Source organism: Streptomyces resistomycificus, assembly GCF_001514265.1.
In the GTDB taxonomy this organism is placed as follows: Bacteria; Actinomycetota; Actinomycetes; order Streptomycetales; family Streptomycetaceae; genus Streptomyces; species Streptomyces resistomycificus.
This window is the reverse complement of record NZ_KQ949005.1, coordinates 46,941-63,050: the sequence shown is the minus strand read 5'-3', so window position 1 is coordinate 63,050 and position 16,110 is coordinate 46,941. Positions and strand designations below refer to the sequence as shown.

Genomic DNA, 16,110 nt, shown 5'->3' with positions numbered 1-16,110 from the left:
GGTGGGGGGAAGCTCAGGCGGACGTGGTCACGGTGACGGCGTCCGCCGCTGTGCGGGCCCGCGCCAGCGCCTGGGGCCCCGTCGGGGCGACGGTGACGACATGGCCGTGACGGGCGGTGCTGTCGGGCAGCGCCGGGACGCGGGTGCCGGGCTCGACGTACAGGCTCACGTCGACGACCCCGGGCAACCGGGCGGCCGTGTCGGCCCCGGCGACCGCCGAGACGACGCCCGCTGCCGCCGGGAGGAAGGCGATGGCGGCGGACTGCCGGTGCTCGGGGACGGGCAGCGGGCGGGCGGGGTCCAGGTACAGGGCGACGAGTTCGGCGGGGAGGTCCACGCCGGTGCTGAGCGCGACCAGCCGGGTGATCCGGTCGCCCGCGGGGCGGCAGTTGATCTCGATCAGCCGGGGGCCGTCGGCGGCCAGCCGCAGTTCGACGTGGGCCGCGCCGAAGTCGAAGCCGACGGCGGCGAGCGAGCGGGCGGCGACCTCCGCGCAGCGCTCGTCGAGCCCCGAGCCGAGGGCGGCGGGCACCTGGTGGCCGGTCTCGCAGAAGTACGGCAGTTCGCCGAGCTGCTTGGCCGTGACCGCGAGCACGCGGACCTCGCCGCCGCGCACCAGCAGTTCGACGCTGACCTCGGGCCCGTCGACGTACTCCTCCACGAGTGCGGCCGGGATCTTGCGCTGGCCGCGCTCGTTGTGGGTGTCCTTGAGCAGCAGCCGTACGTGGTCGGCGGCCTCGTCCGGATCCCGGCACAGGCGTACGCCGTTGCTGCCGCCGTCGTCGAGGGGTTTGACCACCCAGGGGTGGGCGAGGCCGAGGCCGTACACCTCCTCCGGGTCCCGGACGCGGGCGAAGCCCGGCACCGGCACTCCGGCGGCCGCGCACAGCCGCCGGGTGGCGGACTTGTCGCGGGCCGCGCGCACCCCGGCCGGGTCGGGGCCGGGCAGGGCGAGGGCACGAGAGGCCTCGGCGCCGCTGATCATGTGCCACTCGCCGACGGCGACGATCGCGTCGGCGGGGCGGTCCAGGGCCCGTACCGCGGCGACGACGGCGGCCGGGTCGTTGGTCTCGCAGGTGACGACCTCGTCGACGAGGGAGAGGTCGAGGCGTTCGTGGCCCGGGGCCAGGTACATCGGCAGGTCACGGGTGAGGAAGGTGACCCGGTGTCCGGCCCGGCGGGCGGCGGCGAGGGCCTCGTAGCCGCTGCCGGTGAGGTTGCTCTCCAGGAAGACGACGTGCCGGCCGGTCATGGAGCGGCCTCCGGATCCCGTGTGGCCTTCGGATCTTGTGTGGCCTCCGGATCCCGTACGACGAACAGCTCCTCGCTGAGCTTCTGCAACTCGGCGAGGTCCGCGAGGAGTTGCTCGGGGGTGTCGGCGCGCAGCTCGATCCGCAGCGGGGACCCGGCGCCCTCGTGGCGGGGCTGGACCAGGTCGCCGGGGTGCTTGTAGACGTCGATCTGGGCGGTGGAGGGCAGGGCGCGGACCAGGTCCAGGCCGGCGTACTCCACCAGAATCCCGGCGTGCTCCGGGTAGGGCGTGACGACGGCGGCGGCACCGTCACGCACCGGCGCGACCCGCGGGGCCACTCCGCGCAGGACGTCGCGGTAGCCGGCGATGAGGTTGATGCCGTACGCCTCACTCAGCAGGGGTGCCCGGTTGGCGCCGGGGCGGCCCGCCACCTCGATGAGGCGGGGGCCGGTGGGCCCGTGCACGAACTCGACGTGGGCCAGGCCCCGTCGGATGCCGAGGGCGCGGACGGCGTCGGCGGCCAGGGCGCGCATCCGCTCCCGTTCCGAGGGCGTGAGGCGGGTGGCGGTGACGCGGGCGAAGTGGTGGAAGTCGGTGCCGCCGAGGTCGGTGCCGGTGACGACGTCGACGACCGGGGTCGTCCACACCCGCTCCTCGAGGACGAGGCACTCCACGGAGTGGTTGGTGCCGGTGAGGAACTCCTCGACGAGGATCTCCACCGGGGTGTCCGTGAGACGCTGCCCGGCGCTGAACTCGGGCAGGGTGGCGGCCAGTTCGCGGTAGGCGGCGGTCAGCTCCGCGGGGTTCTCACAGCGTGAGACGAAGTAACTGCCCCACAGGTTGCCGGGCTTGAGTACCACCGGGTAGCCGGTGGTGGCGGCGAAGGCGAGCAGCTGTTCCTCGTCGGTGACGACGGCCGAGCGGGCGGAGGCGTGCTCTCCGAGGTAGTCGGCGAACCGTCGGCGCATCTCGCTCTTGCTGCGCACGGCCGCCGCGGCCTCGCCGCTCATCGCGGGCAGCCCCAGCCGCCCGCACACCTCCGCCCACAGCGGCACGAGCGTCTCGTCGACGTTCAGCACGGCGTCGATCCGCCAGGTCCGGCCGATCTCCTCGATGTGCCGTACGACGGCGTCGGCGCCGTCCGCGAACCGGGTCCGCTCGACGAGGTCGAACTCCTCGGGTTCGAGGGTGTGCACGCTGTCGGAGTCCCGCAGCAGGCCGAGGGCGATGTCGGTGCCGGAGTCCGTGTCGAGCAACCCGGCGTAGAACTCCGGGCGCTGGACTGCGCCGAAGTACAGGACGAGGGGGCGTTCGGCGGCCCGGGCGTCACTCGACACCGGACATCACCTCCCGCAGCGACCGCAGCCCCGCGGCGATCCGGTCCTCGGCGATCGCGTACGACAGCCGTACGAAGCCCTCGGCGCCGAAGGCGGTGCCCGGGGTGACGGCGATGTGGGCCTGCTCCATGAGGACCCCGGTGAGGGTGTCGGTGTCCGGGACCGGCACGCCGCCGACCTTGCGGCCGAGGACCTCGCGAACGTCGAGGAAGTAGTAGAAGGCGCCCTCGGGGGTGGCGGCCGGCCGGATGTGGTCGACGGTCGCGAGGGCCTCGGCGACGCGGGCGTGGCGGTGGGCGAGGATGTCGCGGGCCTGAGCGGTGAAGCCGTCGAGTTCACCGCGGGCGGCGGGCAGCAGGGCGTGCTGCACGACGCTGGTCGCGTGGGACGCGGTGTGGCTCTGCAGGTTCTTCAGTACGTCGATCAGCGCGCGGGGTCCGTGCACATGGCCGGCCCGCCAGCCGGTGACGGCGAAGCTCTTGGAGAACGAGCCGATGCCGACGGTGAGTTGGCGTGCCTCGGGGACCAGGGCGGCGGGGTGGGCGTGGGTGACGCCGGGCAGCACGAGTTCGCCGTAGCACTCGTCGAAGACGATCCACACCCTGTGGGCGACCGCCCAGGCGGCGATCCTGGCCAGCTGCTCGGGTGGGCAGACCGTGCCGGTCGGGTTGTTCGGGGTGTTGAGGACGAGCATGCGGGTGCGGTCGGTGCGCAGCGCCTCCAGGCGGTCCACGTCCGGCACGAACCCGGTGTCCGAGGTCTCCACGGCGACGGGTTCGCCGCCCGCGATCCTGATCTGCGCGGCGAAGGTGCCCCACCCCGGGTTGGGGACGAGCGCCTCGTCGCCCGGGTCGAGCAGCGCGAGGGCGGCCAGGTGCAGGCCGTGCTTGGCACCGGTGGTGACGATCACCTCCGCGGGCCCGTACGACACCCCGGACAGCCGACTGATCCGCTCGGCCAACGCCTCGCGCAGGGCGGGCAGTCCGGCGGTGTCGGTGTACCGGTGGGTGTCGGAGTCGGCAGCCGCGTGCAGGGCCCGCAGCACCTCGGCCGGCGGCGCGAGATCCAGCTCCCCCGCGGCGAAGTTGACGATCTCGACGCCCTGGGCCCGGAGGGCCTCGGCCTTGTTGCGAGTACCGGACGTCTTGGATCCGGTCACGGAGTTCGCCCTTGCGGCCAGGCGCATGGGAGGGCTCCTTTCTGTAGGGGGATGTGGGGGCTGCTTGGGGCCGGGGACTCGGGCGGGACCGGGCGCGGCCGCTCGGCGACGGAAGCCAGGCGGACCCACCCCGCTCCCCGCCCCCGGCACCCTCAGCCCGCGACCACGCCGGCCAGCACCGAGACCGAGCTGACGACGAGCAGTCCGAGTACCGCTCGGCGGAAGCGTTCGGCGTCGAAGCGGGCGAAGATGCGTTCGCCCACGAAGATGCCGATGAACAGGGCGGGGACACCGGCCAGGAGGGCCCAGCCGACCTCGGCGGTGAGTTGGCCGCTGATGCCGAACCCGGCCAGGGAGGCGAGGCTGGTGCCGGAGAAGACGACGCCCAGGGTGGCTCGTTGGACGCGCGGCGGCAGGCTGAGGCTCTGCATCGCGGCGACCATGGGCGGGCCGTCGATGCCGGTCGAGGCGAAGGACGCACCGGAGAACGCGCTGATCCAGGCGACCGCGCCCATCCCGCCGCGCACGGTGACCCGGCGCCACACCATCAGCGTGCACATCAGCACCACGACCGCGATGACCAGCGACAGCGCCCGCGCGGGCAGGGAGTGCAGCAGCCACACCCCGAACGGCACGCCCGCGAGCCCCGCGCCCAGCGCGACGGCGGTGATCCGCTGGTGGACGTGCCGCCAGTCCCGTACGGCGATCCACAGGCTGAGCGGCGCCGCCATGATCGCGGCGACGACCACGGCGGTCACCGGGTCGAGCAGCAGTGTCAGTGGCGGCACCGCGACCAGGGAGAACCCGAAGCCGGCGGTGGTACGGATGACGGACGCGAGCGTGAGGACGAGGAAGACTCCGAGGACGGCGGCCGTCATATCGCACGCACCACGGTGTTGGTGAGTTCGCCGACGCCCTCGACCGCGATCGTCACCGTGTCGCCGGGACTCATGCGCGAGACGCCGGCCGGGGTGCCGGTGAGGACGACGTCGCCGGGCAGCAGGGTCATCGCCGCGCTGATGTGGGCGATCAGCTCGTTCACCGGGCGGACCATCTGGTGGGTGCCGCCCTCCTGCCGGAGTTCGCCGTTGACGGTGGCGGTGATCCGCAGCCCGGCCGGGTCCAACTCGGTCTCCACCCAGGGGCCGAGCGGACAGAAGGTGTCCGAGCCCTTGGCCCGCCACCACTGCCCGTCCGGTTTCTGCAGGTCGCGGGCGGTGACGTCGTTGGCGCAGGTGTAGCCGAGCAGCACCCCGGGCACCTCGTCGGGCTTCAGGTCGCGGCAGCGGACCCCGATCACGGCCGCCAGCTCCGCCTCGTGGTGGAGCTCGTCGGTGTACTCGGGAAAGACGATCCGCGCCCCGGGGCCGACCACACTGGTGGACGGCTTGAGGAAGATCAGCGGCCGTTCCGGTACCTGGTTGCCCAACTCGGCCGCGTGGGCGGCGAAGTTACGGCCGACCGCGATGACCTTGGAGGGCTCGACGGGGGCCAGCAACGTCACCTCGGCGAGCGGACGGGCGGGCCGGTCGAACGCCCGCCGCTCCCCGTACGGGTCGCCGTCGAGCGGGGTGATCAGCTCGTCGGCGCCGAGGACGCCGTACGACACCTCCCCGGATTCCGTCTCCTGGTACCTCACGATGCGCATGCGTCATCCGTTCTTTCGCTGTGCTGGTGTGTCGCGGCCCGTCGTCAGCGCCCTGCGCAGCAGCCCCGCCAGATGTGTGGCCCCGCGCTCGGTGCCCTGGGAGATCTGCGTACGGCAGGAGAAGCCGTCCGCGACGATCATGGTGCCGGAGTCCGCCGCCCGTACCTTCGGGTAGAGCTCGCGCTCCGCCGAGGACTGGGAGACCTCCCAGTGACCGGGCTCGAAGCCGAAGTTGCCGGCGAGTCCGCAGCAGCCCGCGGTGACGACGTCGGTGTCGACACCGAGGCGCGCGAGCACCTCCAGCTCGGCTCCGTGCCCCGGTCCCGCCTCGGTGTGACAGTGCGGCTGGAGTACGGCGTCGGAGTCGAGGGCACCGAAGGGCCACTCGCCCTCGTGCCGGGCGACGAGTTCGGCGAGGGTCGTCGTCTGGGCGGCGAGGCGGCGCGCGGTGTCGGAGTCGGGCAGCAGCTCGACGGACTCCTCGCGCAGCGCCTGGGTGCAGGACGGCTCGACGCCGACGACCGTGCGGCCGGCCGCCAGGTGCTGCTCCAGCGACTTCAGGGAGCGGTCCAGCACGGCTCGGGCGACGCCCAGTTGACCGGTGGAGTACCAGGTCAGGCCGCAGCAGACGGGGCCGTCGGGCAGGACGACGTCGTAGCCGAGCGCCTCCAGCACCTCGACGGTGTCCTGGGCGCCTTGCGGGTCGAGATAGTTGGAGAAGGTGTCGGGCCACAGCACGACCGTCTCCCTCTCGACGACCGTGCCGTCGCGGCCGGCCGGCGCCCTTCCGACGGTGGCCGACGTGCGGCGTGCGCGGAACCACTGCCGGAAGGTGCGCGGCGCGAGCTCCGGCAGGTCGCGCCGGGTCTCCAGACCGGCGATCCGCAACAACCCCCGGGCGATCAGCGGCCGTTTCGTGAGCGCGGTGACGGCGCGTGGTGCGAGCGAGGCGATCCGGCCCAGCAGCGGCAGCCAGCCGAGCGCGTAGTGGGCGCGCGGCCGCAGCCGCCCCTTGTAGTGCTGGTGCAGGAACTCCGCCTTGTACGCGGCCATGTCGACGTTGACCGGGCACTCGCTCTTGCACGCCTTGCAGGACAGGCACAGGTCGAGCGCCTCACGGACCTCGTCCGAACGCCAGGCGCCCGGCAGGGTCTCGCCGCGCAGCATCTCGCCCAGCACCCGGGCCCGGCCGCGGGTGGAGTGCACCTCGTCGCCGGTGGCCTGGAACGACGGGCACATCGCGCCGGTGGCGTTGCGGCAGCTGCCGACGCCGATGCAGCGGCGTACCGCGCCCGCCATCGAGCCCCGGTCGGCGGACAGGGTCAGCAGCGGCAGGGCGTGCCGGTCGTGCCCGGGGCCCGGCCGCACGGAGGCGTCCAGCGGGGCCGGGTCGACCAGGATGCCCGGGTTGAGCAGCCCGCCGGGGTCCCAGATGTTCTTGAACTCACGGAACGCGGCGAGGAGTTCGGGTGAGTAGGTGCGGGTGAGCAGTTCGGAGCGGGCCCGCCCGTCCCCGTGCTCGCCGGACGCGCAGCCGCCGTGCGAGACGGCGATGTCCGCGGCCGCCTCGATGAAGGCGCGGTAGTCGGCGATGCCGGCGTCGGAGGTGAGGTCCCAGTCGACGCGCAGATGCAGACATCCCTCGCCGAAGTGGCCGGTGATGGTGCCCTGCCGATTCCGCTCGGCCATCAGGGCGTGCAGGTCCTTCAGGTATCCGGCGAGGTTCTCGGCGGGCACCGCCGAGTCCTCCCAGCCGGGCCAGGCCTCGCGTCCGTCGGCCATGCGGGTGGCGATGCCGGCGCCGTTGCGGCGGATGCTCCACAGGGCGTCGGTGCGTGCCGGGTCGGCGAAGACCTCCCAGCGGGCGCCCGTCTCCCGTCCGACGCGGCGGGCGCGGGCCTCGGCGTCGGCCGGGTCGGTGCCGCCGATCTCGCAGTACAGCCAGGCTCCGCCGGGCGGCAGCAGGTCGACGCCCGCGGCACGGCCTGGCCGGGCGCGCAGCGCGTCGACCAGGGCGGCGTCCATGCCCTCGACGGTGAGCGCACCGGCCCGCGCCAGAGCGGGGGCGGCGGAGGCGGCGTCGTAGACGTCGGGGAAGCCGAGGACCAGCAGCGCGCGGGCGGCGGGCACCTCGACCAGGCTGATGGTGGCGCCGAGGACGATGCCGCAGGTGCCCTCGGAGCCGACGAGGGAGCGGGCCACGTGGAAGCCGTTCTCGGGCAGCAGCCGGTGCAGCCCGTAGCCGGAGACCTGGCGGCTGAAGCGGCCCAGTTCGGTGCGGATCTCGGCGAGCTTGGCGTCGCGCAGGCCGTGCAGCCGGGCGTCGAGTTCCTGGTCGCCGGTGGTGCCCGCGCCCATGCTGAGCAGCCGCCCGTCGGCGCGCAGCACGTCGACGCGTTCGGTGATGTCGGCGGTGGTGCCCCAGGCCACGGAGTGCGGCCCGCAGGCGTGGTTGCCGATCATCCCGCCGATGGTGCAGCGCGAGTACGTCGACGGGTCGGGGCCGACGGTGAGCCCGTGCTCGGCGGCGCGGGCCCGGACGGTGCCGAGGACCGCGCCGGGCTGCACGGTCGCCGTACGGGCGTCCGGGTCGATCGCCACGACCTCGTTCATGTGCCGGGAGAAGTCCAGGACCAGGCCGGGCCCGATGGCGTTGCCGGCGATGGAGGTGCCGCCGCCGCGCGAGGTCACACCGACCCCGTGGGCGGCGGCGACGGCCACCGCGGTGGCGGCCTCCTCGGCGTCCCGGGGTTCGACGACGGCGCCCGGCACGACCCGGTAGATCGACGCGTCCGCGGTGTAGGCGGACCGGGTGAGCGCGTCGGTGCGGGCGGCGGGCAGCCGGTCGGCCAGCTCCCGCAGGAAGTCCTGCGGGACACCGGCCGCGGCGCGGGGCGAGACGTCAGCCGTCATTGCGCGGGAAGAAGTCGACGAGCAGCATGTCCCGGACGCCGACGCGGTGGCCGTCGGCGGGTTCGACGGCGTCGACGCCGTGGAAGACCCGCCGGTCGTCGATGATGATCGTCTCGAACGGCTCGGTCAGCGTGGTGCGCAGCAGGGGCCGCATGTCCCGGTCGTAGATCTGCGAGGCGCCGCCCTGGACTCCGGTGCGGCCCATGAAGACCTGCGCGACGAAGTGGTGGCCGTCCTCGTGGACGCCCTCGGGGGCGGGCAGGCCCTCGGCGTCGCGGGTGGCGGTGATGCGGATCTGGTGGAGGCCGACGCCCCCGTTGTCCCGGTCGAACGCCCCGGGCAGGCGGTCGGCGAGCGCGGCGACGAGGGTGCGCAGCACCGCGGAGGTGGCGAACTCCTCGGCGAGCGGCGGGAAGTGCCGGTCGATGCCGCCGGCCAGGGCGTTGACCTCGACGGACTGGTGGAAGGCGCCCTGTTCGTCGGGCTCCATGCGGTCGACGCCGCGGAACGAGCCGTACCGGCGGCGGCGGAAGTCCGCGCCGCCCTTCAGGTAGGCGTCGACGGGCAGGTCCTCCCAGGTCTCCCGGAAGGCCTTCAGCTCCTCCTCGGAGTGAGCGGCCAGGGCACCGAGCGTCTCGGCGGCGGGTATGTGCAGGTAGGGCTGAACGGTGGTGGTCATTCGGGTCTCCCCCTCAGGCGACGGACTCGACGACGGATGGGTCGTCGGACACGGACGACGGACACGGACGACGGACACGGACGACGGACACGTACGACGGACACGTACGACGGACACGTACGACGTACTCGGACGACGGACAGGACGGCGGGCGAGGGGCGGGCGCAGAGCGGCGGCCCCGGAGGCGGCGGCGACGGACGGCCGCGGGCGGCACCTCAGGCGGTGACCCTGGACGACCGGCTCGAACGGCGGCTCGCCCGCCGACGCGGGCGACGGCCTCGGACGACCGACGCGGAAGACGGCCTCAGACGGCAGTCGGCGCGGACGACGCCCCCGGACGGCAGTCGGCGCGGACGAGGGCCTCAGGCGGCAGTCGGCGCGCCGACCCGAACGGCGTCCCAGCCGATGTCGGGGTCCTGCGCGGACGCGGCGGTGAGCAGGACGGCCCCGAGGACGGCGGCCGGAATCAGCAGACGGCGAAGCACGGTGGTACTGCCTCTCTGGGTGAGGTGTGGGGTGGGCCGAGCGAGCCACGCTCCGTACGGTGCTGTTCACAGCCCGTCGCGCGGCCTCAGCCAGCCTGACCCAGCTCCCACCGCCCCCTCAAGATCAGCAAGGGTGCCGGAACCCGCACTGCGGGAACATGACGGGGCGCGCGCCAAGCGCACGGATGCGTTCGGCGAGGCATGCGCCGAGCCGGGTTGACACGTGACCCGGGCGCCAGATATGTAGGCGGCTCTCACCGCATCGGGGCATTACGCCGGTCGACCCGTCGAACACGTCAACCCGGACCGAACACACTGAAGCACCACAAACGAACCCCGGAGGGCGGGCCCGGTCCGCCGACCGTCTCAGTCGCCGCCCACCGTGAACCCGATGACCGTCCCGCCGCCCTCCCGCCGCACGGCGAACGGCGACCCCCCGTGCGCGAGCGCCACCTCGCGCACGATGGACAGACCGAGGCCCGACCCCGGCAGCGAGCGGGCGTCGGCGGCGCGGTAGAAGCGGTCGAAGACGCGGATCAGATCGGGCTCGGCGATGCCGGGCCCCCGGTCGAGGACCTCGACGCGCACCGGCCCCGGCCGGGCCGGACCGCTGACCTTGATCTCGATGGGCCCGGTGCCGTCACGGTCGAACTTGGCCGCGTTCTCGACGAGGTTGGACAGCGCGCGGGTCAGCATGCCCGGCCGTCCGTCGGTCGTGGTGTCCCCGCTGGCCCGGACCGAGACGCTCCGCCCGGTACGGCGGCGGGCGAGCCCGGCGACCTCCTCGGCGATGTCGGCGAGGTCGACCCGCTGGGGCGGCTCGGTGTCGGACTGCCCGGCCGCGAGGTCGACCAGCTCGTTGACGAGGTCGGTCAGTTCGCGGGCCTCCTGGCCCAGGTCGGCGACCAGTTCGGCCCGGGTGTCCGGGGGCAGTTCGTCGATGCGGCGCAGCAGGGAGATGTTCGTCCGCAGCGAGGTCAGCGGTGTCCGCAGCTCGTGCCCGGCGTCCTGGACCAGTCGCCGCTGGTCCTCCTCGGACTGGGCGAGCCGGCCCAGCATCCGGTCGAAGGCCCGGCCGAGGCGGCCGACCTCGTCGTGGCCGGCGACCGGCACCTGGATGCCCAGGCGGCGGGTGCGGGCCACGTCCTCGGCGGCCGAGGTGAGGATCACCAGGCGGCGGGTGATGCGCCGGGCCAGCCACCAGCCGAACAGACCGGCGGCGATCACGACCGCGGACATCAGGATCAGGGTCCGCTGCTGGAGGGCCCGGAGCAGGTCCTCGGTGTCGCTGAACTCCTGCGCCACCTGCACCGCGCCCCGCCCGCCGCCGAGCGCGACGGTCGCGACGCGGTAGACGTCGTCGCCGACGTCGACGTCCTTGTGCTCGACCATCGTCCCGGCCACCGCGTCGGCCGCGATCCGCCGGTCACCCGCGGTGACCGGCAGCCCGGGCCGGCCCGGGTCGGCGACGGAGCCGTCCGGCGCGAGCACCTGCACGTCCGTGCGGGCGGGACGGACGAGGTCGTGGCCCGGTGCCGAGGAGGAGAAGTCGTCGGGTGTCATCCGGTGTGTGCGCACCTCGTCCCGCAGGTCCTGCACCACCTCGTCGAACACGGACTCCTGGTCGACCCTCACCAGCCGGGCGGCGGCGCTGTAGGACAGCACGCCGACCAGGAGGGTGACGGCGGCGGTCACGGCCGCGAAGGACACGGCGAAGGTGGTCCGCAGCGAGGCCAGCCGGAGCCGCCGGCCTACCGGCTGCCGCCAGGGGCGGCCCACCGCTCAGTCCTCCCGCAGCACGTAACCCACACCGCGGACCGTGTGGATCAGCTGCGGCGCCCCCGGCTCGTCGAGCTTGCGGCGCAGGTAGCCGACGTACACGGCGAGGTTCTTGGAGCCGGGCCCGAAGTCGTAGCCCCAGATGCGGTCGTAGATGGTGGAGTGGTCGAGCACGATCCCCGCGTTGCGCACCAGCAGTTCGAGGAGTTCGAACTCGGTACGGGTCAGCTCCAGCTCCCGCCCCCCGCGCCAGGCCCGCCGCGCCTGTGCGTCCATCCGCAGCCCGGCCGCCTCGATCCGCCCCTCGATCCGGCCCTCGGGCAACTGCCGGGGCGGCTGCGGCTGTGTCTTCGCCGCGCCGGTCAGCGCGTCGACCGGGCTGGTGCGGCGCAGCAGCGCGCGCAGCCGGGCGAAGACCTCCTCGACGTCGAAGGGCTTCACCACGTAGTCGTCGGCGCCCGCGTCCAGGCCGGCGATCCGGTCCTGGGTCTCCACCAGCGCCGTCAGCATCAGGATCGGCGTGCGGTCCCCCTCCGCGCGCAGCACCCGGCAGACCTGCAGCCCGTCGATCCCGGGCATCATCACGTCCAGCACGAGCACGTCCGGAGGGTTCTTGTGGGCGTGCGCCAGCGCCTCGACGCCGTCGGCGACCGCGGTGACCCGGTACCCCTCCAGGGTCAGGGCGCGCTCCAGGGCGTGACGGATGGCGCGGTCGTCTTCGGCGAGCAGCACAGTTCGGGACACCCGTTCAGTCTGCCAACACCTTCGGCGGTTGGGCCGGGCGAGCGGTCTTACGGTCACCCTTCTTACTGGGATCTCACCGTCACACGGCCCCGCCGGACCCTCACGCCCGCAGCGCGGCGAGGCGCTCCTCGAACGGCACGACCTCGAACCCGTCGGCCCCGCGGGCGGGCACCCGGGCCGTCGACAGCCCCCTCATCAGGGCCGCCAGCTCCCCCGCCGCCCGCTCGATCCGCCCGTCAAGACCCTCCGCGCCCCAGTCCTCCGAGGCCGCGTAGACGCCGGTCGGGACGACCACGGCCCGCAGGTGGGCGAAGAGCGGGCGCAGCGCGTGCTCCAGCACCAGCGAGTGCCTGGCCGTGCCGCCGGTCGCCGCGACCAGCACCGGCCTCCCGGTCAGCGCGTCCTTGTCGATCACGTCGAAGAACGACTTGAACAGCCCGCTGTACGAGGCGGAGAACACCGGCGTGACCACGATCAGTCCGTCGGCGCCGGTCACCGCGTCGATCGCGGCGGCCAGCCGCTTGCCGGGGAACCCGTTGGTGAGGTGGTGCGCGATCTCCACGGCGAGGTCGCGCAGCTCGACGACCTGGACCTCGGCCGGCACGTCCCGGCCGACGGCGGCGGCCAGCCGGTCCCCGAGCAGCCGGGTGGACGAGGGGACGCTCAGTCCGGCCGAGACGACGACGAGCTTCATACGGCGGCCTCCTTGGCCTTGAGCAGGGACGTGTGCGTGGGCGCTTGCGGCACCTCGGCCGGCCGGCCCTTCGCGAACTCCTCGCGCAGCACCGGCACGACCTCCTCGCCGAGCATGTCGAGCTGCTCCAGCACGGTCTTCAGGGGCAGTCCGGCGTGGTCCACCAGGAACAGCTGGCGCTGGTAGTCACCGGCGTACTCGCGGAAGGACAGGGTCTTCTCGATGACCTGCTGCGGGGAGCCGACGGTCAGCGGGGTCTGGTCGGTGAACTCCTCCAGCGACGGCCCGTGCCCGTAGACGGGCGCGACGTCGAAGTAGGGGCGGAACTCGCGCACCGCGTCCTGGGAGTTCCTGCGCATGAACACCTGGCCGCCGAGCCCGACGATCGCCTGCTCGGGGGTGCCGTGCCCGTAGTGGGCGTACCGGCTGCGGTAGAGCTCGACCATCCGCTTGGTGTGGTCGGCCGGCCAGAAGATGTTGTTGTGGAAGAACCCGTCGCCGTAGTAGGCGGCCTGCTCGGCGATCTCCGGCGAGCGGATTGAGCCGTGCCAGACGAACGGGGCCACGCCGTCCAGCGGGCGGGGCGTGGAGGTGAAGCCCTGGAGCGGGGTGCGGAACTTGCCCTCCCAGTTCACCACGTCCTCGCGCCACAGCCGGTGGAGCAGGGCGTAGTTCTCGATGGCGAGGTTGATGCCCTCGCGGATGTCCTTGCCGAACCACGGGTAGACCGGCCCGGTGTTGCCGCGCCCCATCATCAGGTCCACCCGGCCGTCCGCGAGGTGCTGGAGCATCGCGAAGTCCTCGGCGATCTTCACCGGGTCGTTGGTGGTGATGAGGGTGGTGGAGGTGGAGAGGATCAGCTTCTCGGTCCGCGCCGCGACGTAGCCGAGCATCGTCGTCGGCGACGAGGGCACGAAGGGCGGGTTGTGGTGCTCGCCGGTGGCGAAGACGTCGAGCCCGACCTCCTCGGCCTTCAGCGCGATGGCGACCATGGCCTTGATGCGCTCACGCTCGGTCGGCGTACGGCCCGTGGTGGGGTCCGGCGTGACGTCGCCGACGCTGAAGATCCCGAACTGCATGGTCGCTCAACCTCCAAAGTTGTTGACCGTTCAACTATACCTCTGGAACGAACTCCCCGCCGCCGCTATTCCCCCGGCTGTCAGTACCCCGGCCTACGCTTTCGGTATGGCCCCCGTACGCCGTGACACCCGAGGCATCGTCGACGCCGCGGAGCTCTTCACGCAGGTCGACTTCCGCCGCGTGGAGCCCGCCGAGCCGCTGCGCCGGTACGTCGAGCAGTACTGGCTGATCGACTGGGACCTCTCCGAGCCGTACGTCTCCCATGTGGTCCCGCACCCGGCGGTCAACATCGTCTTCCAGCGGTTCGCGGGCCAGGAGCCGTTCGTCGAGGTGGCGGGCGTCCAGCACGGCCTCTTCGCGCAGAAGCTGGAGGGACGGGGCCGGGTGTGCGGCGTCAAGTTCCGGCCGGGCGGCTACCGGCCCTTCGCGCCGGAGCACCCGGTGACGCGGTGGACGGGCCGCCGGATCCGCTCCCCCGAGGTCTTCCCGGACACCGACCCCACCACGGTCCTCGGCCCTGACGACGACGCGGCCCGGGTCGCCGCCCTGGACGCCTTCCTGCTCGCCCTGGACCCGCGACCCGACCCGCAGGCCGACCTCGCCACGGCCCTGGTCGAGCGCATCGGCGCCGACCGCTCCATCCGCCGCGTCACCGACTTCGCGCGCGCCGAGGGCATGTCCGTGAGGCTGCTGCAGCGCCTGTTCGCCGGGTATGTGGGCGTCGGCCCCAAGTGGGTCGTCCTGCGCCACCGCATCCACGAGGCCCTGGAGCGGGCCGAGGCGGAGGCGGCGGTGGACTGGGCTGCCCTGGCCGCCGACCTCGGTTACGCGGACCAGGCCCACCTGGTCCGCGACTTCACCGCGACGGTCGGTGCCCCGCCCACCGCCTACTGCGCCGCCTACTCCGCCGCCTCTAGTCCAGCGGCTTCACGAAGTGGAACCCGCTGATGTCCATGCGCTCGCGCAGATAGAAGCGGTGCGCGTCGGTGCGCTGGGTACCGGAGTCCAGGTTGATCTTGCGGCAGCCCAGCACGCGGCCCCGCTCCTCCAGGTATGCGAGGAGGGCGTGGCCCACCCCGCCGGAGCGGGCGGCCTCGGCGGTGACCAGGTCGTCGACGTACAGCTTGCGCAGGGCGCTGGTGTTCACGACCACCCGCCAGCCCGCGACACCCACGCAGGAACCGTCCTCGCCGTAGGCGGCGGTGAAGCGCAGCCCCTGTGCGTGCCCCTCCGCGTACACCTGAGCGAAGAGCTCCGCGGTCAGGTGCGGGCGCAGCTCGCGCAGGACGGGGAGTATCTCGTCGGCCAGGCGCGGATCGCCGGGCTCCAGGTCAATGATCTTCATGACCGCACCTTAGGGGGTGCCCGCAGAATCACGTCGTCCGCCCGGAGGGCGGGCCCTGCGGCGTCCGGTGCGTGCTCACGGCATGCCGGACGGACGCCCGCGTACTGGTCGTACTCGGGTGTTCGCCCGGTGCGGCGAGACTGCGTACGGGGGGTCGCGGGGCAGGCGGGACCTTGCGGATACGCCACGGAGGTGTCCCGGGGGAACCCTGGACACTCCCTGGAGAGGTGTCCCGGGGGAACCCGATGAACGCCGGAGCCCAGGCGGGCGCACCCCGGGCGCGCCGGGGGTCCAGGCGGCGCACCCCCTGGCGCGCCGCGCCCGACCGCGGCGGTCCGGCCATCTCCACGGCCACGGCAGCCACCGCAGCCGCCGCAGCCGCCGGAAAACCTCGGCCGGCCTGTCACACTCGCGCCCCGCTCCCCGTCAACCCGGTGAGCGCGCCGGAACCGGCCGCGCCCCACCCCGTCGCCGAGGAGCACCGCATGTCCGTCGCCCACACCGTCGTCACCCTGCTGGCCGCCGCCATGGCCGGCTACTCCGGAGCGGTCGTGCTGACCCGGGCGGAGTGGATCGTCAAGGCACTGACCGACTACCGCGTACCGGAGGCATGGTGGCCCTGGCTCGGCGCAGCGAAGGTCGCCGGGGCGCTGGGCCTCCTGGCCGGACTGTTCGCGCCGGTCATCGGGACCGCGGCCGGCATCGGCCTGATCCTCTACTTCACCGGGGCGGCCGTCACCGTGGCCCGGGCACGCTGGTACGCGCACCTCCCCTACCCGCTGGTGTACGCCGCCCCGGTAGTCGCCGCGATGGCCCTGGCGGCGTCGTCATGACCACTTCCGCACCGGCCCGCACCCGCCGCACGCCACCTCCGCCGCAGGCACAGCCACAGGCACAGCGGCAGGCACAGCCACAGCCACAGGCACGGGCGCGGGCGCAAACGCAGGCGCCGAGCGGGGTGGGAGACCGGCTGCGCCCAAAACCTCCCGCGCCTT

At 73.4% G+C, this 16,110-nt stretch carries 15 protein-coding genes; 2 read left to right on the top strand and 13 right to left on the bottom strand.

Translation table 11 applies throughout. The features are described 5' to 3' along the window. Window positions 1-13 precede the first annotated feature (13 nt). The 12 genes from AQJ84_RS36950 to AQJ84_RS36900 form a co-directional block, all read right to left on the bottom strand. Window positions 14-1,252 carry an ATP-grasp domain-containing protein gene (locus tag AQJ84_RS36950; protein ID WP_053193749.1) on the bottom strand — a complete coding sequence of 413 codons (1,239 nt, stop codon included), beginning with the start codon at window positions 1,250-1,252 and terminating at the stop codon, window positions 14-16. Next, window positions 1,249-2,589: an ATP-grasp domain-containing protein gene (locus AQJ84_RS36945; protein WP_030038711.1), complete on the bottom strand. Its 1,341-nt coding sequence runs from the start codon at window positions 2,587-2,589 to the stop codon at window positions 1,249-1,251. The genes AQJ84_RS36950 and AQJ84_RS36945 overlap by 4 nt, the downstream gene beginning before the upstream one ends. After that, a complete protein-coding gene (locus AQJ84_RS36940; protein ID WP_037802378.1) occupies window positions 2,579-3,775 on the bottom strand; it encodes an aminotransferase class I/II-fold pyridoxal phosphate-dependent enzyme in 1,197 nt (398 codons plus the stop codon). The genes AQJ84_RS36945 and AQJ84_RS36940 overlap by 11 nt, the downstream gene beginning before the upstream one ends. A gap of 125 nt (window positions 3,776-3,900) precedes the next feature. Beyond that, on the bottom strand, window positions 3,901-4,626 hold the full coding sequence (locus AQJ84_RS36935; protein ID WP_030038709.1) for a sulfite exporter TauE/SafE family protein: 726 nt from the start codon (window positions 4,624-4,626) through the stop codon (window positions 3,901-3,903). Next, entirely contained in the window at window positions 4,623-5,396 is a 774-nt protein-coding gene (locus tag AQJ84_RS36930) for a fumarylacetoacetate hydrolase family protein (protein ID WP_030038708.1), read from the bottom strand. Before AQJ84_RS36930 ends, AQJ84_RS36935 begins: the two co-directional genes overlap by 4 nt. A gap of 3 nt (window positions 5,397-5,399) precedes the next feature. After that, complete coding sequence (locus AQJ84_RS36925; protein WP_079022784.1) at window positions 5,400-8,309, bottom strand: FAD-binding and (Fe-S)-binding domain-containing protein; 2,910 nt, start codon at window positions 8,307-8,309, stop codon at window positions 5,400-5,402. Next, window positions 8,299-8,988 (bottom strand): 2OG-Fe dioxygenase family protein, encoded by a 690-nt coding sequence (locus AQJ84_RS36920; protein WP_053193752.1) that lies wholly within the window; start codon window positions 8,986-8,988, stop codon window positions 8,299-8,301. The genes AQJ84_RS36925 and AQJ84_RS36920 overlap by 11 nt, the downstream gene beginning before the upstream one ends. Before the next feature lie 362 nt (window positions 8,989-9,350). Further along, window positions 9,351-9,473 (bottom strand): hypothetical protein, encoded by a 123-nt coding sequence (locus AQJ84_RS44850; protein WP_259294380.1) that lies wholly within the window; start codon window positions 9,471-9,473, stop codon window positions 9,351-9,353. Window positions 9,474-9,839: 366 nt separating this feature from the next. After that, window positions 9,840-11,252 carry a sensor histidine kinase gene (locus AQJ84_RS36915; RefSeq protein ID WP_053193754.1) on the bottom strand — a complete coding sequence of 471 codons (1,413 nt, stop codon included), beginning with the start codon at window positions 11,250-11,252 and terminating at the stop codon, window positions 9,840-9,842. 3 nt (window positions 11,253-11,255) lie between these two features. Next, window positions 11,256-11,984, bottom strand: a complete 729-nt coding sequence (locus AQJ84_RS36910; RefSeq protein ID WP_053193757.1) for a response regulator transcription factor — start codon at window positions 11,982-11,984, stop codon at window positions 11,256-11,258. A 112-nt stretch (window positions 11,985-12,096) separates the two neighbouring features. Continuing rightward, window positions 12,097-12,690, bottom strand: coding sequence for an FMN reductase (locus AQJ84_RS36905; RefSeq protein ID WP_030038702.1), 594 nt, complete (start codon window positions 12,688-12,690; stop codon window positions 12,097-12,099). After that, the gene (locus tag AQJ84_RS36900; protein ID WP_030038701.1) at window positions 12,687-13,769 is read right to left on the bottom strand and encodes an LLM class flavin-dependent oxidoreductase; all 1,083 of its coding nucleotides are present in this window, start codon (window positions 13,767-13,769) and stop codon (window positions 12,687-12,689) included. Before AQJ84_RS36900 ends, AQJ84_RS36905 begins: the two co-directional genes overlap by 4 nt. A 106-nt stretch (window positions 13,770-13,875) precedes the next feature. Between AQJ84_RS36900 and AQJ84_RS36895 the strand changes: the two genes are divergently transcribed. Then, window positions 13,876-14,718 carry an AraC family transcriptional regulator gene (locus tag AQJ84_RS36895; protein WP_030038700.1) on the top strand — a complete coding sequence of 281 codons (843 nt, stop codon included), beginning with the start codon at window positions 13,876-13,878 and terminating at the stop codon, window positions 14,716-14,718. Here the strand turns inward: AQJ84_RS36895 and AQJ84_RS36890 are convergent. Then, window positions 14,684-15,115 carry a GNAT family N-acetyltransferase gene (locus AQJ84_RS36890; protein WP_030038699.1) on the bottom strand — a complete coding sequence of 144 codons (432 nt, stop codon included), beginning with the start codon at window positions 15,113-15,115 and terminating at the stop codon, window positions 14,684-14,686. The genes AQJ84_RS36895 and AQJ84_RS36890 overlap by 35 nt on opposite strands. 485 nt (window positions 15,116-15,600) lie before the next feature. Between AQJ84_RS36890 and AQJ84_RS36885 the strand changes: the two genes are divergently transcribed. Then, window positions 15,601-15,948, top strand: coding sequence for a DoxX family protein (locus AQJ84_RS36885; protein ID WP_030038698.1), 348 nt, complete (start codon window positions 15,601-15,603; stop codon window positions 15,946-15,948). Window positions 15,949-16,110 lie beyond the last annotated feature (162 nt).

What these genes read in the sequence shown, in the direction of transcription:
- AQJ84_RS36950 (WP_053193749.1), bottom strand. Translation starts at nt 1,252, where the DNA reads ATGACCGGCCGGCACGTCGTCTTCCTGGAGAGCAACCTCACCGGCAGC.
- AQJ84_RS36940 (WP_037802378.1), bottom strand. Translation starts at nt 3,775, where the DNA reads ATGCGCCTGGCCGCAAGGGCGAACTCCGTGACCGGATCCAAGACGTCC.
- AQJ84_RS36935 (WP_030038709.1), bottom strand. Translation starts at nt 4,626, where the DNA reads ATGACGGCCGCCGTCCTCGGAGTCTTCCTCGTCCTCACGCTCGCGTCC.
- AQJ84_RS36930 (WP_030038708.1), bottom strand. Translation starts at nt 5,396, where the DNA reads ATGCGCATCGTGAGGTACCAGGAGACGGAATCCGGGGAGGTGTCGTAC.
- AQJ84_RS36925 (WP_079022784.1), bottom strand. Translation starts at nt 8,309, where the DNA reads ATGACGGCTGACGTCTCGCCCCGCGCCGCGGCCGGTGTCCCGCAGGAC.
- AQJ84_RS36920 (WP_053193752.1), bottom strand. Translation starts at nt 8,988, where the DNA reads ATGACCACCACCGTTCAGCCCTACCTGCACATACCCGCCGCCGAGACG.
- AQJ84_RS36905 (WP_030038702.1), bottom strand. Translation starts at nt 12,690, where the DNA reads ATGAAGCTCGTCGTCGTCTCGGCCGGACTGAGCGTCCCCTCGTCCACC.
- AQJ84_RS36900 (WP_030038701.1), bottom strand. Translation starts at nt 13,769, where the DNA reads ATGCAGTTCGGGATCTTCAGCGTCGGCGACGTCACGCCGGACCCCACC.
- AQJ84_RS36895 (WP_030038700.1), top strand. Translation starts at nt 13,876, where the DNA reads ATGGCCCCCGTACGCCGTGACACCCGAGGCATCGTCGACGCCGCGGAG.
- AQJ84_RS36890 (WP_030038699.1), bottom strand. Translation starts at nt 15,115, where the DNA reads ATGAAGATCATTGACCTGGAGCCCGGCGATCCGCGCCTGGCCGACGAG.
- AQJ84_RS36885 (WP_030038698.1), top strand. Translation starts at nt 15,601, where the DNA reads ATGTCCGTCGCCCACACCGTCGTCACCCTGCTGGCCGCCGCCATGGCC.